Below are 26,405 nucleotides of genomic sequence, written 5' to 3'. Positions count from 1 at the left end.
GACCAACTGGACTGCCGACTGCTTGAACTCCAGCGTGTATCTGCCGCGTGCCATCGTGGGCTCCTTCTGTTGCCTGAGGGCTCTTATATTACCCTCTCGGCGCGCCCACCGTTCGTGGGGAAGCCCAAACCCTCTCCCCCATCCCCGTCCCTGTTTTAATCCTCTCAATCCCCTTAATCCCGCACTCCTCTCCCTGTCTTAATCCCTTCGATCCTGCACTCCGCGTCCCCGGCGGGCATAGAGGGATGTATCACAGTCAATATGGCAGTTTGTCCCATTGGTGGTCTCTGACGCATGCCCCTACGATGATTTGATTGCAGGGAAAGCTGTATGACGAACGGCAGTTGGGGCTGGGGGAACGTCGGCTGACCCAACCTGACGATCACAACCCGGAGCCGACAACGAGGGTAGGCAAATGGTGGCAAGCACCAGAAAGCGACCCGCGGAAAGAGGATTTGACCAACTACTCAGGCCTTGGTGGGCCGGCTTGGAAGAGGTGGCGCCCGATCTTTGGGAATACCCCGCCGACATCGCCGAAGAGCCCAACAAGATCGTGGTCGACGCGGAACTTCCCGGGTACACCGACGAGGAGGTCCAAGTCGATTACAGCAGGGGCATCCTGACGATCCGCGCCCATCATAAGGACGAATCCAGTCCCGAGCGGGGGCAGAAGTTCCTCAGCGAGCGCCAGATGGCGCCGATGGAACGCTCCTTCGTTCTGCCGGCAGAGGTCGATCAGGCCAACATGGGCAAGACGCTCGAAAACGGCGTGCTGCACCTTGAATTGCCCAAGGCCCCGGAAACCACCAAGACGCCGCGGCGGCGGATCGAGATCTCCTCCCGCCCAAGGCGCGTCCGGCCCAAGGACCTTGAAGAGAACGGCCGCGGCGGACGCTCCCGGTCCGGAACGGGCAGGCACGCAGGCGGATCGGGCAGGCGGCCCCAAGAGGAAGCGGAATGATTGTGACAGATGAACATCTACGCGATGACGTCATCAACCAGTTGTTCTGGGACGACTTGGTGGACGCCTCGGATATCTCCGTTCGCGTGCGCGGCGGCGAAGTGACGTTGACGGGCACCGTGCCGGATTACCCCGCCCGCCAGGCGGCCGCCGCGGTCGCTCGATCCGTCGGAGCCTCGGCGGTGCATAACCAGTTGACGATCCGCTACCCCGCGGCGTCGGCCCCGCCGCCGGACGTCGAGCTGGCCGATCGGGTGCGCGACGCCCTGTCCTGCAGGGGGGACTTGGACGAATGTGACATCGAGGTAACGGTCCAGGCCGGCTTGGCGCGGCTTCGGGGGTTTGTAGACCAGCGCTATAAGAGGGAGCAGGCGGTGGAAGCGGCTTCTTCCGTCAGCGGGATCGTGTCGGTGGCGAACGAATTGGCGGTGACGCCCACGGGTGACCTGCACGACCGGCGGATCGCCCGCAATATTCTCGACGCCCTGTGGGCCAACGTCCTGGTCAATGCCCGCGACGTGACCGTGCAGGTCGAGGCGGCCATCGTGACGCTGATGGGAACGGTGCCTTCGCGGGGGGCCTACAGGGCCGCTTACGAGATCGCCCGGTACACCATCGGGGTCAAGGGGGTCTACAATGAGTTGGACGTGGTCAAGTAGGAGGTGATGAGCCATGCTCAGAAGCCTGAAAGAACTACTGGGATACACCATCCGCGCCACAGACGGCGAACTCGGAAAAGTCCGCGATTTCTTCTTCGACGACAAGGTGTGGACCATCCGTTATCTTGCGGCCGACACGGGCGGATGGCTCAGCGGACGACAGGTGCTGCTGTCGCCCCAGAGTTTCGGCAAGCCCGACTGGTCGAACAAGATCGTTCCGGTGAACCTGACCCGCGAGGCGATCGAGCACAGCCCGCCCATCGAGTCCGACCAGCCCATCTCGCGCCAGTACGAATCGATGATGGCCGCCCATTACGGCTGGGCGCCGTACTGGGGCATGGAGGGAACGCCGCTGGTGCAACCGCCGGAGGTTATCGAGTCGCTGCCGAGCACCGAAGACCAGGCCCGCTCCGATCCTAACCTGCGAAGCATGCGCGATACGATCCATCTGACCCTGCACGCCACCGACGGCGACGCCGGACGCGTGCATGACTTCATCGTCCAGAGCGACGACTGGGTCATCCGCTATATGGTGGCCGATATCGGGCACCTGCTCAGCGGCAAAAAAGTGCTCGTTTCGCCGGCGTGGATCCGCGACGTCGACTGGACCGAGCGGGCGGTCTACGTAGACCTCGAGCAAAGCGCCATTCGCGAGGGTCCGCCGTTCGACTACGAGACGCCGGTCAATCGCGAATACGAGGTGCGGTTGTACGACTTCTACGGCCGACCGGTCTACTGGGAAGGCGAACTGCCGGAACTGACGACGACGATCAAGGACGTGGAAGAGAAGTGACCCACGCCAGCAATGGAGCCGACCATGACAACCGAAGCAGCCACGCAAGCAACCGTGGGCAGCCTCGACGCCCTGATTTCCGCCAGGATCCACGCCTCGGACAAACCGATCGGCAAGGTTTTCGATTTCTACTTCCAGCAGCGAACCTGGACCGTGCGGTATTTCGTGATCGACACGCGCATCTGGCTGCCGGGGCGCATGGTCCTGATCGCCCCGCCGTCCGTCGAGGGCGCAGACTGGAGCGAAGGCATCGTCCACATGGCCTTGACCAGCGACCAGATCGAGCACAGCCCGCACGTCGATTCCAAGGTCACCATCTCGCGCGAGCACGAAACGATGCTCGCCAAGTATTTCGGGTGGCTGCCGTACTGGGAGTCCCGGCCGCTGCCCGAGTCGATCAGCCGCTCCGTGGCCGCCGAGGCCTTGCCGCAGGATCGCATCGATCTCGAACGCAACCGCAAGCCCGAGAGCACCCTCTCGGCCTTCAAGGAGATCCTCGAGTACAACCTCACCGCCATCGACGGCGAAATGGGGGCGGTGCAGGATTTTCTTGTCGACCCCGAGACGTGGGAGATTCGCTACGTGACGGCCGACATCGGCACGCTGTTCCATAAACACCTCGTGGTGCTGTCGACGCAGTGGCTGGCGGGCATTTCGTGGGCCCAGCGTCAGGTTCGCGCGAAGATGACCAAAGACCGCATCCACAGCAGCCCGCCGATGCCCGAGGTGATCGACCGCCCCTACGAGATCGCCCTGCACGAGCACTACTCGCGCCCGGGGTACTGGACAAGCGGCGAGTGAAACGAGCATGGGTGGCATGGCGACACGCGTAGCGGGTCGCCATGGGCGCGGCTGAGCATCATGGCGACCCACGAGAAACAGAAACGTGTGTCGCCATGCCACCCATCTCTGTCGGCGATTACTCGCCGGCGAAGACGTGTACGCCATCGGTGTCGGTGACGACGACTGAGCCGTCGAGGATGATTGCCCGCGTGTCGTGCATGCTGATGCAGCACTGCACGCCGGGCAGGGTCTGGTGTTCCAGGCGTTTGGCCGAGGCGTAGTCGAAGACGTCGGCGAAGACGCTTCCGCCGGCGCCGCGGGCGGTGTCGCCGGAGATCACCAGCAGCCGCTCGCCGAGCTTGCGAAACTCCAGCACCACGCGATTGGGCGCGTCTTCGCCGGCCGCCAGGTCGTACGTGATCTCGGCCCGCGTGGCGGGGTCGTACCGCAACAGGTGCTGGGCCAGGCGCAGGTAAATGCCCTCGCGGCGCACGTTCACCAGCGCCCGGAAATACTTGAACTCCACCTGGCGCGGCCAGCCCTCTGTAAGCAACTCCTCGCCGCTTAGCCCCACCGCCCGGATCCGCTTGTCCGAGCCGATCCAGCCGATGCCGCCCTCGTCATACGTGTACTCGCCCCAGGCCCAGGTGTTCGCCGGGCCGATGGGCCGGCGCGAAACGATCTTGCCCGTCGAGGCGTCCTGAATGACCTCGCCGACGCGATTGTCGCAGTGCGTGACGCTGGCCAGCAGGCCCGTGCCGTCGCCGCGGCGGCTGAATCGATTGGCGTACACTGCATTGCCCAGCCCCACGTTCCAGTACAGGCAGCCCTTCCAGAGGGTCTTTTGCGTCGCCGCGTCGACGGCGGAGTAATACGAGCTTCCGCCGTTGCCGCCGACGGGCAGGGCGTAGATGAGCGTCTCGTCGCCGCCGATAGCCGAGGGGATCATCGCAAGCTGCGTCGACCACTCCCGCGTGCCGGCCTCGCCGGCGTACGCGTCGAGCGTCCAGCGCCGCGACGCCAGCAGGCGGCTGCCCGTCAGGGCGATCGTCGTCGGGCGCTGCGTCAGCAGGCGCTGCCAGGCGAGCTGCCAGTTGGGGCGGGTCGTGATCCACCCGATCCGCCGCTGCGTGAGCAGGCCGATGGCGTCGGTCGACGCGTCGGCCCCGTCGCGCAACGCCAGCACCGGGCTGTCGCACGCCAGCGACCAGACCTCCTTGAGCGGCAGGTGCAGCCCGCCGCCGGCGGTGGCGGGGCCCTTGGCGCCGTCCAGCGGGGCCGGCGTCACTTCGGCCAGCGTGCCATCGGGGGCGATGACCACCTCCGCGCCCGGCGGGGTCTGAAGGTCGAGCTCTTCGAGCGTCTTGCCCGTGGCGGCCGCCAGGCGCAGCGCCCTCCCGTCCGAGACCACCACCACGCTGTCGTTGCCCAGGATCGCCGCCTGCGAGCCGATCCCGGCGGCAAACTCGCGAACCCAGAGCTGCTTGCCCGTCTCGATATCCAGGCCCGTCAGCCAGTTCGTGTTGGCGCCGATCACGACCGCCCCGGCCACGCCCACCAGCTTGTCCGAGGGCACCAGGATGCTCTCCCAGATCAATTCGCCCTTGTCGCGACGGAAGGCCAGAATCCCCGTGTGGTCGCGAGGCGCCAGCAGCACCCGCTCGCCGACGACCAGCGGCGTCGAGCCCTCGCGGGCGCAGTTCATCGACAGCGCGTTGGAGTACTGCCGCGCCGGCGCGTAGCACGCCACCCACTCGGTCAGTCCGTCCTGCGCATCATGGCGCGACAGCACCCCCATGTTCGTCGCGCTGTAGACGCTGCCTTCATGAATCGCCGGCGCCCCGCCGCCGCGAGCCAGGTCGATCGAACTGTTGCCAACCCATCCCACCGCCCGACGCCAGATCATCTCCCCGTCGGCCGAATCGAGGCACACCAACTGCTGCACGACGCGGATCTCGTCGTTGAAACCCAGCGCCGCCAGCCGCTCGACGTTCTCCGGTCCGGCCAGCAGGTAGACTCGTCCCTCGGCCGCCGCCGGGTGCGTCAGGGGCGTCAAGCCTTTCCAGCCCGTCTTGCCCTGCGTGGTCCAGAGCACCTTGCCGCTGCGGACGTCGACAGCCGTGACCACCGGCGGGGCGGCGGTGTCCATCAGGTAGTACCGCGCGCCGCGCGAGGCCGTGGCGGCCGCCGTGACGCGCACGGGCGATCGCTGGTCGAAAAACGGGTGAAAGGTCGATCCGCCCTGGGCGTGGGCGCGCGAGATGTTTGGTCGCCAGGGCCAACTGCCGCGTGCCTCGTCGGGCGGGGCGCAGGTCCAGGCGGGGGCGGCTGGCTCATTGGCGGCGTCGAAGCGCGCCACGGCCCGCGTGCAGGCCACGAACGTGGCGTCGGGGGCGAACTCGACCGCCGGCGCCGGCCAGGGGTTTCGCACGCCCCAGGCCATGTGCGGGCCGCCCATGTCGTAGTACAGCCCCGGCCAGTCGCCGCTCAGGGCGATCTTCCGCCGGGGCAGTTGGGCCAGGGTGGCCGGGGCGGGCTTGCCCGCGACGACCGGCGCGGCGGGCGCCGCCGGCTCGGTCAGCAGCTCGCGCTTGATCTGTGCCGCCGCGACGCTCTGCCCGCGCCAGGGGATCTGCACGTCGTCGCCGACGGCCGCCATCGCCTTCTCCAGGCGTTTGCGGTAGAGCCTGCTCTGGGACAGCGCCAGCCACAGCCCCGCGCGGGCCTGGGCGGCAAGTTCCGGATCGGACGCGTGTGCGAGAACGTCTTCGTACGCCGCCATGGCCCACTGCGTGCGTCCGGTGGGCAGTTCCGCCTCGGCCACGTCCACCATCGCGCGGTGGATCGAGCGTGAGAAGGGGTACTGGCTGAAGGCCCGCAGGAGCAGGTGCTTATCGGCGGACATCAAGGCCGCCTGGGCCATGCTCCTGCCCATGCGTTCGTGCGAGTCGCGCAGCGGCGCCAGGCGCTGGGGGGGCAATTCCCGCAGTCGCCGGTCTACCACCGTCCAGAACGGCGCGTAGCGGTTGCCGTTCTTGAGATGCGCCGGCGAGTTGACGATCAGGTCCAGCACCTTCTGCACGTCCTCCACCGACAACGCCTCGGTGCTGCCCGGGGCGAGCGGGCCGTTTTTGGCCAGCAGGTCCCATCGGGTCTGGACCTCGAAGTCCGGCCGCAGGTCGCGGACGCTGCCGTCGGCGTCGATGATCGAGGCGGTGCCCAGGTCGCTGTCGCTTGCGGGCGTGGCGGCGTCTTTCTCGGGCGGGGCATGCCCGAATCGCTGCAGCAGGTCCAGGGCCTCCTGCTGATAGCCCGGTACGCGGGCCCCCTTGGCCCGCAGCGTTGCCAGCAGCGGGCCGAACTCGTCGTAGCGCAGCAGGTCGCTCGTCAGCCAGCTCTGGTAGGCGTAGGCGGTCGCCACGGCGGGGTGGTCGTCGGGCAATCTGCCGCTGCGGTTCTTGGCGATGATGTCGTCGATCAGATAGGCGTAGTCGCGGCACTCGGGCTGTACGGCGTAGACCCACGTGCCCCAGTGGATGTACTGGCCCCAGCCCCACCCCAGGACGAGCTGGTAGCCGCTCTTGACGGCCTCGGGGTCGTCGCCGTAGTCGCTGAGCAGTTTGAGTCCCCACCAGCTTCTGGCGTACTGCAGGCCGGTCCGCTGCCAGCTCTGGGCGATCTCGATGTGTCCCTTGATGCAATTGGCCCGGTCGGCGGCGAACCGCTGGAGCATCGCCTCGAGCAGCCAGATCCTGCGATACTCGACGATGCTCTGCGCCTGCGGCGCCAGCGCCGGGTCCGTGATCGCCGCGGGCGTCAGGGCGTCTTTGTTAGCCGCCAGCGTCTCGTCCCACGTGCCCTTCCAGGCGATGGCGAACTGGTACCGCGCCGCCGGCAGGGCGTCCAGACTCGGCCGCTGCGGACGCACGTCGGCCTGGCCAGGTGCAGCCCCAGCCGCCGACAGCAGCGCCATCGCGCATGAGGCCCATGACAGCGTCGTATTCATGATCGTGCTCCAGCCCCGCCGCGGCAGGATGCTCCAACCGGACACAGATCCGGCCTCTGAAGCATACTTCCCCTCCGCCGCCCTGCCAAGACGTTTGCCGCGGCCATGGGCGGCTCTTGCCGTGTGGCATGGGCGTCTCGCCCATGCTCTTGCCGTGTGGCATGGGCGTCCCGCCCATGCTCTTGCCGTGTGGCATGGGCGTCCCGCCCATGCTCTTGTTGTGTGGCATGGGCGTCCCGCCCATGCATCCCCGAACCTGAACGTCCAGGGACACGCACAACGGAGTTGTGCGTGGCACCCATGCCCATGCATCCCCGAACCTGCACGCCCAGGGACACGCACAACGGAGTTGTGCGTGGCACCCTGCCGGCGGGTACGCTATGGTAAGTCATCTATGTTCCACTACACTATCACGGTAGCCGCCGCTGCCGTTCTGCTGGCGGGCGGCTGTCACAGGAGCATGAGCGTGTCGAAAAACGATATCGCATCAACGCCCGCGGTGACGCTGGCACGGATCTTCGGCGACCACATGGTGCTGCAGCGCGATCTGCCGGTGCGGGTCTGGGGCCGCGCGGCGCCCGGCGAGACGGTCAGCGTGGCCTTTGCCGGCCAGAGCAGGTCAGCCGCCGCGTCGTCCGACGGCAGATGGTCGGTCACGCTCGACGCCATGCCCGCCTGCAGGCAGGGTCGGGACCTGGCCGTCACCTCGGCGGCAGGGCGGCGGGTTGTGCGCGACGTGCTGGTCGGCGAGGTCTGGATCGCCGCCGGCCAGTCCAACGTCGTCATGCCGCTCAAGGGCCTGGGCGGTTCCGAGGCGGTGCTAGCGGCCGCCGACGCCATGGCCATCCGCGCCTGCTACGTGAACGTCGATTTTGCCGCGGGGCCCCGCGACGATCTGGCCAATCCGGACTACTGGGACGTCTGCACGCGCGATCGCATCGGGGACTATTCAGGCGTCGGCATGTTCTACGCCGCCCGCCTGGCGGCGGAGCTGGACGTTCCGGTCGGCATCGTCATCGCCGCTATGGGCGGCAGCCGCATCGAGGGCTGGACCCCGCGCGAGGCGCTGGCGGCCGCCGAACCGGGCAAGACCTTCCTGATCAACGATCGCGACCGCGCGGACATTCCACCGCCCCAGCGGACGTTCTTCGGCATCGACGGCGACCAGCACCTGCCCAGCCGCCTGTACAACGCCATGATCGCCCCGCTGACGCCGATGGCGCTGCGCGGCGTGCTGTGGTACCAGGGCGAAAGCAATGCCCACGCGCCGGCCACCGACGCCGCCCTGGGCCGCCGGCCCGACGCGAGCGATTACGCCGCCATGCTGGCCGGAATGATTACCGCCTGGCGCAGCGCCTTCAGCCGCGACGACCTGGCCTTCGTGCTGGTGCAACTGCCCCGGTACGACGACCCCATGTGGCCGCTCGTGCGCGAGGGGCAGCGGGTTTGCGCCGAGCAACCCCACGTCGCGATGGCCGTGACCATCGACACCGGACTGCCAAACGACGGTCACCCGCTTGACAAAGAGCCCGTCGCCGCGCGGGCGGCGTTGGCGGCGCTGGGCAAGGTCTACCGCCGCGACGTGCAGTACCAAGGCCCGGCGCCGCGATCGATGCGAGTCGAGGGGGCCAAGGCGGTTCTTGAGTTCGACCATGCGGGAGCGGGCCTGGTGGTCAAAGGCAACAGGCTCGAAGGCTTCGAGGTGGCCGGCGCCGATGGCAAGTTCGTCCCCGCCCAGGCCGTCGCCGCCGGCAGCACGGTGACGCTCTCCAGCCAGACCCTTGCGAAGATTGAATCGGTCCGCTACGCCTGGGCGGGCGTGCCCAGGTGTTCGCTATACAACTCCGCCAACCTGCCCGCCGGTCCGTTCCGCACAGCGAAAGGCTAGTTCACGGCAGATTCACCGCAGAGATCGCAGAGAACGCAGAGAAGAAAAAGTGAGTGGGGGAGGGTGTGACCAAACCATGACGCCGTCGGCCTGACCCCGCGGCCATTGGGGCTATCTTGTTTCTTCCCCACCGAGGGTGGACCTCCGACGGAGTCGGCTCGGGATGGCGTTGTTATTTCATGCCATCCCTGCTTCTTACCTCAACTCTGCGACCTCTGCGACCTCTGCGGTGAAATCTCCCACGGTCAAATAATTCGCATCAGCAGCAGGACGATCAGCACGACCAGCAGCAGCCCCAGGATGCCGCTGGGGTAATAGCCCCAGCCGGAACTGTACGGCCACGTCGGCAGAGCCCCCAGCAGCAACAGCACCAGAATGATGATCAGTATCCAACCCAGCATGGCATGTCTCCTTGTGTTCTAAGAAATGCTATCCCCGCCGCACAAGGCCGGCGCGCGGACAAAAACTTAATTGGGCATCAGGAAAATCCGCCAGCCGCCCCGGATAGTCGTGCAGTGGAAGCGCGTCACAGAGGCCGAAGCGCTTGCCCGAAAATGAACCGCAGAGCAGCATTGCAGAGAAGCAAGTGGCTCAAAGTCTTTTTATTCAAAACACCTCTGCGGTCTCTGCGATCTCCGCGGTGAAATGGGTCCGGGCTACTCGCTCGTTTCACCGCGGATGGCGGCGATGAGATGTTCGGACGGTCCGCTCTTGGTCAGGTAGTCTGACGCGCCGGCATCGAGCATGGCCTGGGCCTGTTCATCCTGTTCAAACATCGACAGGCCGATAATGCGCACGGCGGGCAACTCGGCATGAAGAATGCGAGCGGCCTCAATGCCGTTCATGCCTGGCATGGAAACATCCATCAGCACCACATCGGGACCGAGTTCGCGCACCAAGCTCACGGCCGACTCGCCGTCGGAGGCCTCGCCGATGACGACCATGTCGGGCTCTTCCTTCAGTAGCGTTGCCAGCCCCTGGCGCATGACAACATGATCGTCTACCAGAATAACGCGAATCTTGCCCTCTGTGCCTTGCTCTCTGGGGGCGATGGATACCGATACCAAGGAGGCTGGCCGCTGGGGCGGCAGCGATTCCGGCGTGCCTGACGCCGCCACCGGTGCAATCAGCGTGAACCGGCTGCCCCGGCCCGGCGCGCTGTCAACCTCCATGCTGCCTCCTAAAAGGTCAAGTCGCTCTTTGATGCTGAAGAGTCCATAACCGCCTGCCGCGTCCTCGGCCGTAAGAGCACCAGGGTCAAATCCAGCCCCATCGTCAGCCACGGTGATCTGGATTGCCCCATTGAATCGCCCCACGCGCACAGCCGCTGACTTAACGCCGGCATGCTTGACGACATTGAACAGAAGTTCGCGCGTCGCCTGAAAGAGCAGGATAAGGGCATCCTCTCCTATCGCATCCGGCACTCTCTCTGCGCTCAGGGCAATCGTCAGCCCGTGTTTCTCCTGCATCCATCGGGCCAGCCACTCCATCGCCGGAACCAATCCGCCCTGGTGAAGGATCGGCGGGCTCAGTTCGGCTGTCAGTGAGCGCGAAGTCTCGATGGAATCATCCAGCAGATCCATGATGCCTGCAATCGCCTTGCCCATGGCGGCATTGCCTGAACGCTCCAGTACCGCCAGATGGAACTTGGCGCCCACCAGCAGTTGCTGCAGGCCGTCGTGCAGCACCTGCGCCAGGCGGCCGCGTTCACGCTGTTCTGTCAGGGCCAACTCGGATACCACACGGGATAGCTGCTGGGAACGGTGCCTCAGTTCGGCCGTCCGTTCCTGCACCCGCTGTTCCAGCTCTTCCTTGGCCTGGCGCAAGGCCTCTTCTGCCTGTTTTCGCATGAATGCTTCAACAAATGCCGGGGCCAGGGTCTCCAGGGCCTCTTGTTGCCCTTGGGCATAGCCTCCTGGACGATTGGCCATGCCAATCATGCCTATCGTCTTACCCTCCGAGATCAATGGAACACCCAGGAACGCATCGAGCGGCGGGTGGCCTGGGGGAAGTCCGATGCGGTCGGGGTGTTTGGCGGGATCATTGGTCAAGACCGTTTTACCGTCTAGAAGCACGCGCCCATAGATGCCGTGGATCTTGAGACTGCTGACCGACTGGCGATGGCCGCCGATGTCGAGGATATTGCAGGCATCCCACCCGGGGTTGCTGATGGCGATGTCCTCAAGGCCTTGCTCATTAACCTGGCCGATGAATCCAAACTTGCTGCCCGTAACCTTCTGGGCGATATCCAGGCAGGCGACACCGAGGTCCTTCTCAGTCGCGCAGGTCAGGGCCGCTTCACGCACGGCGGCAACCGCCTGCAATGTACCGATATATTGATGCAGCGACTCCTCTGTGGCCTTACGGTGGCTGATGTCGTGGATCAACCATCGCAGGCCGACGATGCTGCCTTCCTCGTCACGGGAGGCGGCGGCAGTAACGGAGGCCCAGAATTGCCGGCCTTCCAGCGAACGGACCTCGACCTCCAATTTGGGCGCAGGCGCCGCGCCAGAGTGCAAGGTTGCGAGAAGTTCGAGATACTCCTGCCGCGCCGCCTCGGACAGCAGCAGGGACGGGAACGGATTGCCCTTCAGCGTGGCGCCGGGCTTGCCCAGAAGCATCGCCGCCGCATGGTTCATTTCCTGGATCGTTCCCTCCGCGTCCGTGACGACATATCCATCCGGAGCCGATTCGAAGAGGTCCTGATACTTTGCCCGCGTCCGGTCCAGCTCGGACTTCGATGCGGTCAACTCTTCGTTCTGGACCCGCATCTCCTCATCGGCCGCTGCCAGTTCCTCGTTGGCCGCCTGCAACGCTTCGTGCTGACGGCGGAGCTGCTGGATCAACTCGGTCGAATTCTCCAGTTCCCTCAGGTCGCTGGCAACGACACAAATGCTCAGCCCGTCGGGCTGGCTCAGTACGTTGGCGGCCACGTGCGCGGGCACGGCTGCGCCATCGGCGGTCTGGAACACCAGCCGCTGTTTGACGGGCTGCTGCTTTGCGGCGGCCAGCAGGGAGGATACTGTGGCACGGTCGGTCTTGACGAACTCATTGAGCGAATGTCCGACGATCTGCTCCATCGGCCGCTCGACGAACTGCCCGAACTGGGCATTGCAGAAGAGTATTCTGCCGTCGAAGGCGACCGTGAAGGCCGCCTCTTTCATCGTCTCGACAATCAGGCGATAGACCGATTCGGCGCCCACCAACGAGAATACCTGTTCGCCCTGGCTGCCGGAGACGATGACCGCGTCCACCTCGCCTTCGTGGATGGCCCGTAACGTTTCCTGGGCTTCGGCAAGCTGCGCCCGGAGTTCTTTATTCTCATGGGCGAGCGGATTGGCCGGGGCCTTGCGAGACTTCTTTGCGCTCATTTTTGTCAACCTTCTCGATCCGGAACGTCTGCACTACCTACCCGATTCGTGCCGCTTATGTTGCGTAATGTCCGTGATGATCACCATTATCACCAGCCCTTGGGGCATATCCAGTGGCGTCAGGAAGATTTCGGCCGGGAACTCTCTGCCATCCTTGCGGACTGCCAACAGGTCGCCTCCGGCGCCCAGGGCGCACTGCCCAAGACCGGCATTAAACGCCGCCCGAAGCGAGGGATGATTCTCACGTGACATGAGCACCTCCACCGCCAGGCCGACCAACTCGGTCTGCTCATACCCGAACAGGCTCTGAGCCTGACGGTTCACAAGCGTGATCGTTCCATCCTCGCTCGTCAGCACCACGGCATTGGGCAAGCACTCGACCAGGGACAGGAGCCGTTGTTCGCTCCTTTGAAGCGAATCCTGAGACGTGTCCAGCAGGCTGACCTTCTCCTGGAGTTGGCTGATGACCGCCGTCAACTCTTCGTTGGTCGACTGCAATTCCTCGGTGGAACTGACCAGCTCTTCATTGGCGGATTCGAGCTCTTCGTTGGTCGCTGTAACTTCTTCGTTGGCGGCCCGGAGTTCCTCGTTGAAGGACTGAAGCTCTTCGATGGTCGCCTGGAGGTCTTGCTGGGTCGCCTGGAGTTCCTCCTCAAGGCGCTTGATAATGGCTTCGCTTGCGGGAGATCGGATCACTTCGGCCTGGGCAGACGGAGGCGGGGAGGCATCCTCAAAGAACACGACCAGCAACGGCTTGGCTTGGTTCTTCTGAGATACCGGGACCGCCGTGATGCGGGCGAAAGCGGAGCCCGATTCCTGCAAATACTCGACGCTCTCCAGCACCACCGTCGTACCGTCCTGGATCGCCTGTCGCATCGCCAGGCGCAACAGGGAAGACAATCGTTCGCGGGCCAATACGAACACGTTGAAGTCCGGCCCCGGCGCCGGCAGTTTCAGGAACCTGTCGGCCTGGCCGTGGAACTGGAGAATCTTTCCCTTGCGGTCCACAAGAACGGCGCTGGCCCCGAAATGCCTCAGAATCTCCAGCCGAATCACGTCCGCAAAAGTGGACGTGACCGACGCGTCCATCGCATGCGCCAGATGGGCCGGCCTCCTCCTTCCCGACAGGATCGGAGAATCCAGCAGCAGCGGCCGCGTCGGCGCCAAACGGCGGCAGAGCCTGCCCTTGTTGGACACCGTCTCGAACAGGTCGTTCTGGCCGGCAACGCTTTCCGAGCGGCCCAGGAACAGATACCCGCCTGGCTTGAGGGCAAAGTTGAACACCGCCATCAACTTTGTCTGGGCGTCTGCGTCCAGGTAGATCAGTAGATTGCGGCAACTGATGAGGTCCATTTTGGAGAACGGGGGGGCGCTGATCACGTTCTGCGTTGCAAAGGTCAGCGCTGCGCGCAGCGATTCCTTGACCTGGTAGCCCTCCTCCTTCCTGACAAAATACTTCAGCAGGAGTTCCTCGCCAACGTCGGCGTGGATGCTCTGAGGGTAGAGCCCCGCTCGCCCGACCTCCAGCGCCTCCTCGTCGAGATCCGTCGCAAAAACCTGCAACGGGCACTTCTTGCCCGTCCTGGCCAGTTCCTCCATCAGCAGGATCGTCAGCGAGTACGCCTCTTCGCCGGTGGCACAGGCCGGCACCCACACCCGCAACGGTTCGTCGTCGGCCCGCGACTCGACCAGCGGCGCGAATACCTTTTCGCGCACTTCATTGAAGGCCTCCCCGTCGCGGAAGAACGACGTGACGTTGATCAGCATGTCCTTGACCAACTGCTGCACCTCGCCCGGCGACTGACGAAGATGCGCCGCGTACTGAGCCATGTCCGCAATGTGAAACAACCCCATCCGCCGCCGGATCCGCCGCAGGATTGTCCCGGGCTTATAACATCGAAATTCGCTGCCGGTCTGGTCCAGTACCAAAGAGAGAATGTCTTGGATGGTCTTTGGATTCGCCTGCTCCTCCAGGACCTTGTCGCGCGCCGGCCACTTGACATAGGGGTGCTGGAGATATTGCAGAATGGCTTGAGGCATCTGCTCAGGCGCAAGAACGTGGTCCGCCAGGCCCGCGGCGATTGCACTGCGAGGCATGCCCTCGAATTGGCTGGTGGCCGGGTCCTGCGCCACGACTAGTCCTCCGCCCGCGCGGATGGCCCGCGCCCCCAGGGTCCCATCCATCCCCGCCCCCGAGAAGAGAATGCAGATCGCCCGTTCCTCCCGGTCCTCCGCCAGGCAGCGGAAGAAGAAATCGATGGGCGTGTGCACGCCGTGATCGAGAATGGGCTGCGTCAGGAACAAGACACCGTTGCGAATGCCCACGTGATGCGTCGGCGGGATCACGTAAAGGCAGTTGGGCTCCACCGACATGTTGTCGTGGGCCTCAACGACCCGCATCCGCGTATACTTCGCCAGCAGCTCAGGCAGCAGGCTCTCGTGCGTGGGGGAAAGGTGCTGGATGACGACGAAGGCGGCCCCACTGTCAGCCGGCATCGCCTCAAAGAACGTCTCGAACGACGTCAAAGCGCCCGCCGACCCGCCGATAGCAATTACGGGGATGCCGGGGCGATGAGACAGTTCGTCGGATAGCTGCTTGGGCGAGTTCATCTCCGCCTCCTCCCAGAGGCGGGCTTGGAACTTTTCGTCCTACCCAGGCAACGCCTCGCGCGCAGTTGGGCTCCGTTAGATAACATAATCACAGCTTCTATTTGTTGGGCCGCAGGTCCAATCCCACCAGCAGACGCTCCTCGTTGGCCATGTTCCCGATCAACCGCCGCAGAGGAAGCGGCAGTTGTTTGATCAGCGTCGGAGCAGCGATGATCTGCTCTCCCTTGGCCAGCGTGGGCTGCTGGTAGAGGTCAATGATCTCAAGCTTGTAATGATCCTTGAGATACTTTTCGCATACCTCTGTTACTTTGCGAATTGCCACGGAGGACCTTGGGGTAATCCCCGCCACATAGAGCCGCAACACGTAACACTGTCCCAATTCGGCGGCCTTGGCGACCTTCTCAAAGGCGGCTACGGTTTGATCGTCTGATCGTTTCCTCGCCATGGATTGCTTCTCCGTTAATCTCGTGGTCGCAGGTCCAGACCGACCAATACCCGCTCTGTATTGGATAGGTCGCCAATAATTTTGCGCACAGGCACCGGCAGCTTGCGAACCAGCGTCGGCACGGCCAGAATCTGGTCGCCCTTGGCCAATTGGGGGTTCTTGAGCAGGTCGATGACCTCGATGCTGTACTTGCACTTGACGTACTGATCGCACAGTTTTTTGAGGTTGGCAAAGGCCGCCACCGCGCGAGCGGTCTGGCCTGCGACGTACAGTCGCAACTCCCAGAACTCAGGAGTCGTCTCGACGGTCTTGGGAGGTTTTCCAGGCTTCTTGGCAACTTTTCTGCGTTTTTTGGTCATCACCACCATCCTAGTCCGCCTTTCTGGCTTGGCCTAATTGTCGGCGCTCCTGGGCGGCAATTCGGTCCCGTTCCTGTTCGTGCTTTCGGGCATTCTCCAGTTCGGCCCGGACGCCATCCACGCGCTGCGCTAGAGCAGCAGCCTGTGCTTGCAAGCTGACATGCTCCTGCTCAAGCTCGCGACGCCGCTGCTGAGACTGGAAGCGACTGGCAGATGCCTGGGCCTCGTCCTGGGCTTCCTGCACCAATCGCGCCGATCCCGTGAATACCGTTCCGCCCCCAACGTACACATCGATCAACTTGATGCCGTTGTCGCTCAGTTGGAACTCGCGCATCTGGTTGGAGTGGCCCATCCCGCGGCTCTTAAGAATGTACAGGAGGCGGTTGCGCTCGTTGTACGTCTCCACCATGCGCAGCAGCAGCCATGTGTCCATCAGCGAGGAGATGCCCACTTCGCTCTGCTCCGGGCTGCTGCTGCCGCTGGTGAGGCTGGTATAGACGCTCGTGATGCCCTCGCCCTTGAGGAAATCGATCACACGCGTCAGCATGGCCTTGATCTCGTCGGTGTCGCCCACGGTGGTGAGGTTGGTGATCGGGTCCATCACCACGCCCTCGGGACGGAATTCCGTGACCAGTTTATGGATGCTTGCCAGGTGCATCTCCAGGCCGTAAAGCTGCGGGCGCAATGAGTGGAACTGAAGCAGTCCCTTCCTGCGCCACGGATCCAGATTGATGCCGATGGACCGCATGTTGCGGATAATCTGCTGGGGCGACTCCTCAAACGAGTAATACATGCACCGCTTGCCCTTGCGGCAGAGGCTATCCACGAACGCCGCGGCCAGGCTCGTCTTGCCCGTGCCGGCCATGCCCGAGATCAGGATGCTGCTGCCGCGATAGTATCCCTTGCCGCCCATCATGGCGTCCAAGCGGGCGATGCCGGTAGAGACCCGCTCGTTGCTGACGGGGTATTCCAGCCCCAGCGAACTGATCGGCAGCACCGACAGGCCGTGCTCGTCGATCAGCGTCGGGTATTCGTTGGTGCCGTGCTTGGAGCCGCGGTACTTGACGATCCGCAGCCGGCGCGTTGCGATCTGGTTGGTGACGCGGTGGTCGAGGAAGATCACGCAGTCGCTGATATATTCCTCAATACCGTAGCGCGTCAGGGCGTTCTTGCCTTGCTCGCCGGTGATGACAACGGTGACGCCGATCTCCTTCAGCCAGCGAAACAAACGCCGCAATTCCGCCCGCAGGATCGCCTCATTGGGCAGACCTGCGAACAAGGCCTCGACGCTGTCGAGCACAACTCGCTTGGCCTTGACTTCGTCGATCATCGCCTTGAGGCGGATGAACAGGCCTTCCAGGTCGTACTCCCCCGTCTCTTCGATCTCGCTGCGCTCGATGTGGACGTAGTCGATGGCCATCTTCTTGCGGCGGATGAGGCTGTCGACTTCAAACCCAAGCGACGCGACGTTGGTGGCCAGTTCCTTGGCCGTCTCCTCAAAGGCCATGAAGACGCCCGGCTCGTTGAACTGCGTGACGCCCCGGACAATGAACTCCATCGCCAGAAGCGTCTTGCCGCTGCCTGCCGCGCCGCAGACCAGCGTCGGCCGCCCGCGCGGCAGGCCGCCTTCGGTGATTTCATCGAGTCCTGATATGCCGGTGGGGCACTTTTTCAGGGCATCCAATGTAGGTTTCAGCTTGCTCGCACGGATGGGCATATTCTTCCTTTCGTCACGGAGACGCTGACGATGAACCCATAAGAAACGTCCCACAGTATAAGCCGTGGTTAGAAAAATGCTAAAAAAAAGGCTTGCTCCGCCAATTTATCACTAGGGGAATTTCTTACTTCCCCGGGAAACTCCCGCGTCATGTACGCATCGTAATTTAGCCCGCACAAGACTGGATTAAGCCGCTGAGGTAGCTGAGGACGCTGAGGAAAGAAGTTGTTTTATCTTTAACATCCTCAGCGTCCTCTGCGACCTCTGTCCTGAAATTAACCGGGTGGCATGGCGACACACGTTTTTGTTTTTCGTGGGCCTGCCTGCCGGCAGGCAGGTCGCCATGATGCGCAGCGCACCGGCCCCATGGCGACCCGCTGCGCGTGTCGCCATGCCACCCGCCGCCGCAATCCGAAATCTGAAATCCGAAATCGCCCCGCGTGGGTTACACTGCCTGACGCTTTCCAGGAGAATGCATCATGAAGCAAAAACTATTAGCAGTGTCGCTGGCGGTGGGGTTGATCGTCTTGATCGCCGCCCCAGCCGCGGCGGAAGGATGGAAGTTCGTGGTCATGTCCGACAGCCAGGGCTCCAGCGGCGACTCGACCGAGGGCGTGGCCACCCGCACGCTTAAGATCGTGGTCGACGACGTGGTCAAGAACGTCAAGCCCGATCTGATCATGTTCACCGGCGACCTGGTGCAAGGCGCCGCGACGGCTGAAGAGCTCGAAAAGCAGTTGATGACGTTCCGCTCGACGATGGCGCCGGTGTACGAGGCGAAGATTCCGCTCTACGCCATGCGCGGCAGCCACGACACCGGTCCCAACGTGACGCGTCCCTGGGCGGCGGGCGTGTGGAACAAGGTCTTCGCCGGCCCCTACGCCATGCCCGCCAACGGTCCTGCCGACGAGAAGGGGCTGACGTATTCCTTCACGCACAAGAACGCCACGTTCATCGCCATTGACGGGTACAAGACCCCCGACACCATGAAGCTGACGATCGACCAGAAATGGGTCGACGCGCAGCTCGCGGCCAACACGGCCCCGCACGTGTTCGCCTTTCAACACACGCAGATCAAGAAGGTCGAGCACAGCGAGTCGCTGGACAACACCGGACCGATGCGAGACGCATTCGTCAAGAGCCTCGTCGCCGCCGGCGGGCGGGCGTTCTTCTGCGGGCACATGCACGTGTCCAACTGCACGCGGCTGAACAACGACGCCGTCGACCCGGCCGCCAAGAGCGAGGCCGACGACTTTTATCAGATCATCGTGCCGCCGAGCTGCACGAAGTCTTATAGCTGGAAGAACCGCAAGTACGACGGAAAGAAGATCCCGGGCATGACGCCCAGCACCGTTCACCACAGCCAGACCCGCGAGCCGGGGTATGTGATCGTCGAAGTCGACGGCCTCAAGGTTACCCTTACCGCCAAGCTCATCGACAAGCAGGGCAAGACCCGCACCGACTACACGCTGAGCTTCACCGCCGCGGGCAAGGGCGCCGCCAAGGCCGCGGCGCGGAAGGCGCCGACGCCCTTGCCGCCCCCGCTGGTCCGCCGCCCCTGCACCTGCCGCGGTGTTCGCCCAGCCGCCAGCATGTAAACCGGGTGCCATGGCGGCCATCCACCCGCTCACAGAAACAGAAAAGACCGACGACGACCATCCATCCATCCATCCATCCATCCATCCATCCATCCATTTCTTATTCGTGACATTCGTCTTATTCGTGTCATTCGTGGTAAGCTTTTCCCGTGAACGCCAACAACCCCAACGAGAAACCGGCGCGGCGCGTTCGCTACCGCGGCACGCACCCGCGACGCTTCGAGCAGCGATACAAGGAACTGGCCGGCGATCCGGCCACCCATGAGCACGTCCGAGCGGGCGGTCGAACGCCAGCCGGAACGCACGTGCCGATCATGGTCGAGCAGGTCATGCAGAGCCTCAAGCCGGCAGCGGGGGAGATTGTCATCGACTGCACGCTGGGCTACGGCGGCCACGCCGGCCAGTTCGCCCGCCGGATCGCCCCTGGCGGGCGGTTGATCGGCCTGGACGTCGACGCGGGCCAACTGCAGCGCACGCGGGAGCGCCTGGCGGGGCTGGAGACGCCGCTGTCGCTGCACTGCCTGAACTTCGCCGGCGTCGGCAAGGTGTTGGCGTTGGAGGGCATCGACGCCGCTGACATCATCTTCGCCGACCTGGGCGTTTCGAGCATGCAGCTTGACGACCCCGCGCGGGGCTTCAGCTACAAGCACGTCGGCCCGCTCGACATGCGGATGAGCGAGCGGCTCAAGGCCACGGCCGCCGACTGGCTGGCGCGGCTGAGCGAGCAGGAGCTTTCCGACGCCCTGCGCGACCTGGGGGACGAACCCGACCACCCGCGCATCGCGGCGTTGATCGTCCAGCGCCGCGGCGAGCGCCCGCTGACGGGCACGGGCGAATTGGCCGAACTGGTGCTCGAAGCCAAAGGCCTCGACGGCCGCCGCGTACCCGCCGGCGCCAAGCGCCTGCCGCATCCAGCCGCCCGCACGTTCCAGGCCCTGCGGATGCTGGTCAACGACGAACTGGGCTGCCTGCGAGAGCTGCTCCGGGCCGCACCGTACTGCCTTCGGTCCGGCGGGCGGGTAGGCATCCTGACCTTCCACAGCGGCGAAGACCGCCTGGTCAAACACGCCTTCAAGGACGCCCTGGCGGCGGGCCTCTACTCCCAGATCAGCGACGACGTGCTGCGTCCGACGCCGGACGAGGTCCACTCCAACCCCCGCAGCCGCCCGGCAAAGTTCCGCTGGGCGAAACGGTAGAAGAAGAGAGACAGAAGAAACCGACGACGAGGACGAGGACGACGACGAGGACGAGGAGACCAATCGCAACGTCATGCTGCGCCACGTTAGCGGTCGAGCTTGCTCGACGCGGTTTCTTCCCTGACCCGGCGCCAGGGAAAAGACCGCGCGGGACAAGCCCCGCCGCTAACTACCGAAATCACGCCCATCCATCCATCCATCCATCCATCCATCCATCCATCCATTCGTCCGCCCATTCGCTCATCCATGGCGACCCGCTTCGCGTGTCGCCATGCCACCCATCGTGCATCCACCCATCCATCCATCCATCCATCCACCCATCCTTCGCCGTATTCCGCGCGATATCAGGGGGCGTTATTGGCAGATTAGCCGAGCTTATAGCATGAACAATCGTGGGTAAAAATCCTATCTCGGGCCTTGCCTGGCGGCGGCGGGGCGGTCAGAATACGCCGCCGCGGTTTTGGGACGGCAGGCGCCCGTCCAGCCGCGGCAAGGAACACGTACAGAGAGGTAATTCGCCCATGCCCAAGCATCCCGACATCAACAAGGTGCTGATCATCGGTTCGGGGCCCATCGTCATCGGACAGGCCTGCGAGTTCGACTACTCCGGCACGCAGGCGTGCAAGGCCCTGCGCGGGCTGGGATACAAGATCGTTCTGGTCAACTCCAACCCCGCCACGATCATGACCGACCCGGGGATGGCCGACGTGACGTACATCGAGCCGCTGACGGTCGAGGCCGTCGGGCGCATCATCGCCAAGGAACGCCCCGACGCGCTGCTGCCCAACCTCGGCGGACAGACCGGGCTGAACCTCTCGTCGGAACTGGCCAAAGCCGGCGTCCTCGAGCAGTACGGCGTGCGGGTCATCGGCGTGAATCTCGACGCCATCGAGCGCGGCGAGGACCGCATCGCCTTCAAGAACACCATGAACAAGCTCGGCATCGACATGCCCAGGAGCGAGGCGGTCTACAGCATCGACGACGCCCAGCGCGTCGCCGACAGCCTGGGCTACCCCGTCGTGATCCGCCCGGCGTACACCATGGGCGGCACGGGCGGGGGGCTGGTCTACAACGTCGAAGAACTCCGCGCCGTCGCCAGCCGCGGGATCGCCGCCAGCATGATCGGGCAGATCCTCATCGAGGAATCGGTCCTTGGCTGGGAAGAGCTGGAACTCGAGGTGGTCCGCGACGCCAGGAACCAGATGATCACCGTCTGCTTCATCGAGAACGTCGACGCGATGGGCGTCCACACGGGCGATTCGTACTGCACCGCCCCGATGCTCACCATCAGCCCCGAACTGCAGGCCCGCCTCCAGAAGCACTCGTACGACATCGTCGAGGCCATCGAGGTCATCGGCGGGACCAACGTCCAGTTCGCCCACGACCCCAAAACCGGCCGCGTGGTCGTCATCGAGATCAATCCCCGCACCAGCCGCAGCTCGGCGCTGGCGTCCAAGGCCACCGGGTTCCCGATCGCCCTGGTCTCGGCGAAGCTCGCCGGCGGGCTGACGATGGACGAGATCCCGTACTGGCGCGACGGAACGCTCGAAAAGTACACGCCCTCGGGCGACTACGTGGTGGTCAAGTTCGCGCGGTGGGCGTTCGAGAAGTTCCCCGACGCCATCGACAAGCTCGGCACGCAGATGCGGGCCGTCGGCGAGGTCATGAGCATCGGCAAGAACTACAAGGAAGCCTTCCAGAAGGCCATCCGCTCGCTCGAGAACGGGCGCTACGGTCTGGGCTTCGCCCGGAACTTCAACGCCCTGCCCCTGGAGGAACTGCTGGCGATGCTCGGCCAGGCCACCAGCGAGCGGCAGTGGATCATGTATGAGGCCATCCGCAAAGGCGCCACGACCGAGAAGCTCCACGAGCTGACGCACATCAAGGCCTGGTTCATCGACCAGATGCGCGAGCTGGTGGAACTGGAAGAAAAGATGCTCAAGTACAAAGGGCGCAAGCTGCCCGACGCGCTGCTGACGCAGGCGAAGAAGGACGGCTTCGCCGACCGGTACATTGCCCGGCTGATCGGCGCCAAAGAAGGCGACATCCGCAAGCAGCGCCTGGCGCTGGGGGTGACGGAAGGCTGGCACCCGGTGCCCGTCAGCGGCGTCGAGAACGCCGCGTATTACTACTCGACGTACAACGCCCCGGACGTGGTGCCCGCCAGCAACCGCCGCAAGATCATGGTCCTGGGCGGCGGGCCCAACCGCATCGGGCAGGGCATCGAGTTTGACTACTGCTGCGTACACGCGGCCTTCGCCCTGCGCGACGCCGGCGTCGAGACCATCATGGTCAACTGCAACCCCGAGACCGTCTCGACCGACTACGACACCTCCGACAAGCTCTACTTCGAGCCGCTGACGGTCGAGGACGTGCTGAGCATCCACGACAAGGAAAAGCCCGAGGGGGTCATCGTGCAGTTCGGCGGGCAGACGCCGCTGAACATCTGCCAGGAGCTCGCGGCCGCCGGCGTCAACATCCTGGGCACCAGCCCCGACACGATCGACCTGGCCGAAGACCGCGACCGCTTCCGCAAGATGATGGAGTCGCTGGGCATTCCCATGCCCGAGTCGGGCATGGCCAGCTCCGTCGAAGAGGCCCTGGAGATCGCCGCCCGCATCGGATACCCGCTGATGGTCCGCCCCTCGTTCGTCCTGGGCGGACGAGGCATGGAAGTGATCTACGACGAGACCATGCTGCGGCGGTACGTCGCCAAGGCCGTCGACGTCACGCCCGACCGGGCGATCCTGATCGACAAGTTCCTCGAAGATGCCATCGAGGCCGAGGCCGACGCGCTGTGCGACGGGACGGACACGTTCGTGCCGGCCGTGATGGAGCACATCGAATTGGCGGGCATCCACAGCGGCGACTCGGCGTGCGTGATTCCGCCCATCGGCATCGCGCGGCGGCACCTGGAGACCATCGAGCAGTACACCTGCAAGATTGCCCGCGAGCTGCGCGTCGTCGGCGTGATGAACATCCAGTACGCCATCGCCAAGGACACCGTCTACGTGCTCGAGGCCAACCCCCGCGCCTCGCGCACCGTCCCGCTGGTCTCGAAGGTCTGCGGGATCCCCATGGCCCGGATCGCCACCGAGCTCATGCTCGGGGCCGCCCTCAAGGACCTCAACCTCCAGCGAAAGACCGTCACGCATTTCGGCGTCAAGGAATCGGTCTTCCCGTTCTCGATGTTCCCCGAGGTCGACCCCGTTCTGGGACCGGAGATGCGCTCCACCGGCGAGGTGCTGGGCATGGCCGACTCGTTCGGAATGGCCTTCTACAAAGCCCAGGCCGGCGCCAAGCAGTTGCTGCCCAAAGAAGGCACGGTGCTGATCTCCGTCTCGCGGCGCGACCGCCCGGCCGTGCTCAAAACCGCCCGCACCTTCGCCGATATGGGCTTTGTCATCCTGGCCACCCAGGGCACGCACGAGTTCCTCACCCAGCAGGGCGTGGCGGCTACCCTCATCAAGAAGCTTTGCGAAGGACGCCCAAACATCATCGACGCCATCACCAACCGCGAGATTCACCTGGTGATCAACACCCCCGTCGGAAAGACCAGCCAGGAAGACGACTCGTACATTCGCAAGACCGCTATCAAGTACAAGACGCCGTACATCACGACGCTGCGGGCCGCCGAAGCCGCCGCCGAAGGCATCCTCGCCTGCCGCAGCGACGGCGGGCAGATCAAGAGCCTCCAGGACTACCACGGCGCGTGAAGAACGGTGACCAGGGGTGGCATGGCGACACGCGAAGCGGGTCGCCCATCCATCCGCTTATAGAAACAAAAAAAACCGACGACGAGGACGAGGACGACGACGAGGACGAAGTGCCACTCCGTGTCAGTCCCGCGCCCTTCATGGCGACCTGCCTGGCAGGCCCGCTTCGCGTGTCGCCATGCCACCCACCCCTCCATCCATCCATCCATCCATCCATCCCATCCCTTCCCTCCATCCAAACGAAAAGCCCCTGTTGGTTTCACAGGGGCTTTTTCATGCGTCGCTCTGGACTTGAACCAGAGACCCGCTGATTAAGAGTCAGCTGCTCTACCAACTGAGCTAGCGACGCGAGAACAAGAACATTCTAGTCAAGCACGGCTGCACGTCAAGCGTGTTCGGCGGCGGATGGCGATTTTTCTGTCGCGGGCGCGAGGGTGGGTCTGGCGGCCGCGGGGGTGTGGGTTTCGATGAAGCTCACCAGATCTTTGAAGCCCGTCAGCTTGTACGCATCGAGCACGAGGCACTGCCCGTCGCCGCGGCGCAGGCGCAGGATCTTCTTGCTCTTGAGCTGCGAGGCGTCCAGGGCCGCCACGTCGCTCCATCGGAACTTCTCGCCGCCGGCGAAGCCGATTCCCTCGGCGTCGGCATGTACGTGGCGCTTGGCCGAGCGCAGGGCCAGTGCGGCGAACACCAGGCCCGCCGGGATCAGCAGGAACGGGCCGTAGTGGTTGAATGACCAGTTGAGCCAGACGTTGAGGTCCTGCGACCGGGGGGCGTAGTCATACTTTCCGGCGATGATCTTGTTGACCGCCTTGCCGTCGGCGCCCAGGGTGAGGTCCTTGCCGCCGGTGGCGAGGTATCCGTCCCAGGCGAACCAGGCGCCCATGCCGGCCAGGAGGCCGGCGACGATCAGCAGCCGCACGCAGAGGTCTTTGCTGGCGGCGGCGGTGATCGACGACGATGACGCGACGGAGGTGTTTTCGCTCATGGGTCGACTCCAATGTGTATATCGCCACGTTACCCGCGGGCGGCGGTTTTGCCAAGCGTTTTTTTAGCGGCGGGGCTTGCCCCGCGCGTTTTCAGGAATGGCGCCGCGTAACGCGCGGGGCAAGCCCCGCCGCTAACAACAACCAGGCATAATCGTTGACGTAGTATTGACAGGCGCCGCCGGCGTCGCTAATTTGACGCATTCACCAAACGGTTGGATCGGGCACGACGCGAACCCGTCCGTTCAACCGGAACGAACACCAACGACGTAAGGAGCGTGTGACATGGCAGCTAAGGTAGGCATTAACGGATTCGGTCGCATCGGCCGGCTGGCTTTCAGGGCGATGTGCGAAGAGCCCGATCGTTTCGACATTCTGGCGATCAACGACCTGGGCGACGCGGACATGCTGGCGTACCTGCTCAAGTACGACTCGACGCAGGGTCGCTTTCCGGGCAAGGTCGTCGCCAAGCAGGGCGCCCTGGTCGTCAACGGTAAAGAAGTGAAGGTGATCTCGGAGAAGGATCCGGCCAAGCTGCCCTGGGGTCAGATGGGCGTGCAGGTCGCGCTGGAATCGACCGGGCTGTTCACCGACAACAAGAAAGAGGGCAAGGGCGGCTACGACAGCCACCTCGACGCCGGCGCCAAGCGCGTGATCATCTCGGCCCCGACCAAGGGCTCGGCGTTGACGGTCGTTCTGGGCGTCAACGACGAGAAGCTCACAGCCGACGTCAAGTGCGTCTCGAACGCCTCATGCACGACCAACTCGCTGGCCCCGGTGTGCAAGATCCTTCAGGAGAAGTTCGGGATCGTCAAGGGTCTGATGACCACCTGCCACGCCTACACCAACGACCAGGTCATCCTCGACCAGGTTCACAAGAAGAGCAAGCAGCGCGCCCGTGCCGGCGCGATCAACATCATCCCCACCAGCACCGGCGCCGCCTCGGCGATCGGGCAGGTGCTGCCGATGCTCAAGGGCAAGCTCGACGGGTTCGCCCTGCGCGTCCCGGTCCCGGTCGGCTCCATCACCGACCTGACCGTCCAGCTCGAAAAGAGCACCAGCATCGAAGAGATCAACGAGACCATCAAAGCGGCCGCCGAAGGGCCGATGAAGGGGATCCTCGAGTACAACACCGATACCCTGGTCAGCGGCGACATTGTGCATAACCCGCACAGCTCGATCTTCGACGCCAACAACACCCTGGTCATGGGCGGCGATCTGGTCAAGGTCACCATGTGGTACGACAACGAGTGGGGCTACTCCTGCCGCACCGCCGACCTGATCGAAAAGATGGCCAACCAGTAACTTGCAAGCGGC

The 26,405-nt window shown here is 64.2% G+C and carries 17 protein-coding genes and 1 tRNA gene; 9 read left to right on the top strand and 9 right to left on the bottom strand.

Features of this window, described 5'->3' with window-relative positions:
- Positions 1-496: 496 nt before the first annotated feature.
- Genes ABFD92_20125 through ABFD92_20110 form a run of 4 tightly spaced genes read left to right on the top strand, consistent with a single transcriptional unit; the run spans position 497 to position 3,214 of the window.
- Positions 497-961: an Hsp20/alpha crystallin family protein gene (locus ABFD92_20125; protein MEN6506848.1), complete on the top strand. Its 465-nt coding sequence runs from the start codon at positions 497-499 to the stop codon at positions 959-961.
- Positions 958-1,620 carry a BON domain-containing protein gene (locus tag ABFD92_20120; GenBank protein MEN6506847.1) on the top strand — a complete coding sequence of 221 codons (663 nt, stop codon included), beginning with the start codon at positions 958-960 and terminating at the stop codon, positions 1,618-1,620. The genes ABFD92_20125 and ABFD92_20120 overlap by 4 nt, the downstream gene beginning before the upstream one ends.
- A gap of 13 nt (positions 1,621-1,633) precedes the next feature.
- Positions 1,634-2,413 (top strand): PRC-barrel domain-containing protein, encoded by a 780-nt coding sequence (locus tag ABFD92_20115; GenBank protein MEN6506846.1) that lies wholly within the window; start codon positions 1,634-1,636, stop codon positions 2,411-2,413.
- Between the two features lie 24 nt (positions 2,414-2,437).
- Positions 2,438-3,214, top strand: coding sequence for a hypothetical protein (locus ABFD92_20110; protein ID MEN6506845.1), 777 nt, complete (start codon positions 2,438-2,440; stop codon positions 3,212-3,214).
- 118 nt (positions 3,215-3,332) lie between these two features.
- Here the strand turns inward: ABFD92_20110 and ABFD92_20105 are convergent, their stop codons facing one another.
- Positions 3,333-7,202, bottom strand: a complete 3,870-nt coding sequence (locus ABFD92_20105) for a PQQ-binding-like beta-propeller repeat protein (GenBank protein MEN6506844.1) — start codon at positions 7,200-7,202, stop codon at positions 3,333-3,335.
- 394 nt (positions 7,203-7,596) lie between these two features.
- Between ABFD92_20105 and ABFD92_20100 the strand changes: the two genes are divergently transcribed.
- Positions 7,597-9,090 (top strand): sialate O-acetylesterase, encoded by a 1,494-nt coding sequence (locus tag ABFD92_20100; protein ID MEN6506843.1) that lies wholly within the window; start codon positions 7,597-7,599, stop codon positions 9,088-9,090.
- Between the two features lie 245 nt (positions 9,091-9,335).
- Here the strand turns inward: ABFD92_20100 and ABFD92_20095 are convergent, their stop codons facing one another.
- From ABFD92_20095 to kaiC, 6 genes are all read right to left on the bottom strand, one after another.
- A complete protein-coding gene (locus ABFD92_20095) occupies positions 9,336-9,491 on the bottom strand; it encodes a DUF3309 family protein (protein MEN6506842.1) in 156 nt (51 codons plus the stop codon).
- 255 nt (positions 9,492-9,746) lie between these two features.
- Complete coding sequence (locus tag ABFD92_20090) at positions 9,747-12,461, bottom strand: response regulator (GenBank protein MEN6506841.1); 2,715 nt, start codon at positions 12,459-12,461, stop codon at positions 9,747-9,749.
- 33 nt (positions 12,462-12,494) lie between these two features.
- On the bottom strand, positions 12,495-15,071 hold the full coding sequence (locus ABFD92_20085; protein MEN6506840.1) for a chemotaxis protein CheB: 2,577 nt from the start codon (positions 15,069-15,071) through the stop codon (positions 12,495-12,497).
- 97 nt (positions 15,072-15,168) lie between these two features.
- Complete coding sequence (locus ABFD92_20080) at positions 15,169-15,516, bottom strand: circadian clock KaiB family protein (protein MEN6506839.1); 348 nt, start codon at positions 15,514-15,516, stop codon at positions 15,169-15,171.
- Positions 15,517-15,530: 14 nt separating this feature from the next.
- Positions 15,531-15,875 (bottom strand): circadian clock KaiB family protein, encoded by a 345-nt coding sequence (locus tag ABFD92_20075; protein MEN6506838.1) that lies wholly within the window; start codon positions 15,873-15,875, stop codon positions 15,531-15,533.
- 10 nt (positions 15,876-15,885) lie between these two features.
- Positions 15,886-17,592, bottom strand: a complete 1,707-nt coding sequence (gene kaiC / locus ABFD92_20070) for a circadian clock protein KaiC (GenBank protein MEN6506837.1) — start codon at positions 17,590-17,592, stop codon at positions 15,886-15,888.
- 479 nt (positions 17,593-18,071) lie between these two features.
- On the opposite strand from kaiC, the gene ABFD92_20065 reads away from it, so the two are divergent.
- The 3 genes from ABFD92_20065 to carB all read left to right on the top strand — a co-directional run bounded on the left by ABFD92_20065 (position 18,072) and on the right by carB (position 24,102).
- Positions 18,072-19,190, top strand: a complete 1,119-nt coding sequence (locus tag ABFD92_20065; GenBank protein MEN6506836.1) for a metallophosphoesterase — start codon at positions 18,072-18,074, stop codon at positions 19,188-19,190.
- Between the two features lie 149 nt (positions 19,191-19,339).
- Entirely contained in the window at positions 19,340-20,386 is a 1,047-nt protein-coding gene (rsmH, locus tag ABFD92_20060; protein MEN6506835.1) for a 16S rRNA (cytosine(1402)-N(4))-methyltransferase RsmH, read from the top strand.
- A gap of 521 nt (positions 20,387-20,907) precedes the next feature.
- A complete protein-coding gene (gene carB / locus ABFD92_20055) occupies positions 20,908-24,102 on the top strand; it encodes a carbamoyl-phosphate synthase large subunit (protein MEN6506834.1) in 3,195 nt (1,064 codons plus the stop codon).
- Between the two features lie 276 nt (positions 24,103-24,378).
- Here carB and ABFD92_20050 read toward each other — a convergent pair.
- Together ABFD92_20050 and ABFD92_20045 are read right to left on the bottom strand one after the other, a co-directional pair.
- A tRNA-Lys gene (locus ABFD92_20050) sits at positions 24,379-24,451 on the bottom strand.
- A 36-nt stretch (positions 24,452-24,487) separates the two neighbouring features.
- On the bottom strand, positions 24,488-25,090 hold the full coding sequence (locus ABFD92_20045) for a hypothetical protein (GenBank protein ID MEN6506833.1): 603 nt from the start codon (positions 25,088-25,090) through the stop codon (positions 24,488-24,490).
- 283 nt (positions 25,091-25,373) lie between these two features.
- On the opposite strand from ABFD92_20045, the gene gap reads away from it, so the two are divergent.
- On the top strand, positions 25,374-26,393 hold the full coding sequence (gene gap, locus ABFD92_20040) for a type I glyceraldehyde-3-phosphate dehydrogenase (protein ID MEN6506832.1): 1,020 nt from the start codon (positions 25,374-25,376) through the stop codon (positions 26,391-26,393).
- Positions 26,394-26,405: the final 12 nt, after the last annotated feature.

Source organism: Planctomycetaceae bacterium, from assembly GCA_039680605.1.
Classification (GTDB): Bacteria; Planctomycetota; Phycisphaerae; order SM23-33; family SM23-33; genus JAJFUU01.
Note: the sequence above shows the minus strand (reverse complement) of the source record. Positions and strands in the feature narration are given on the sequence as shown.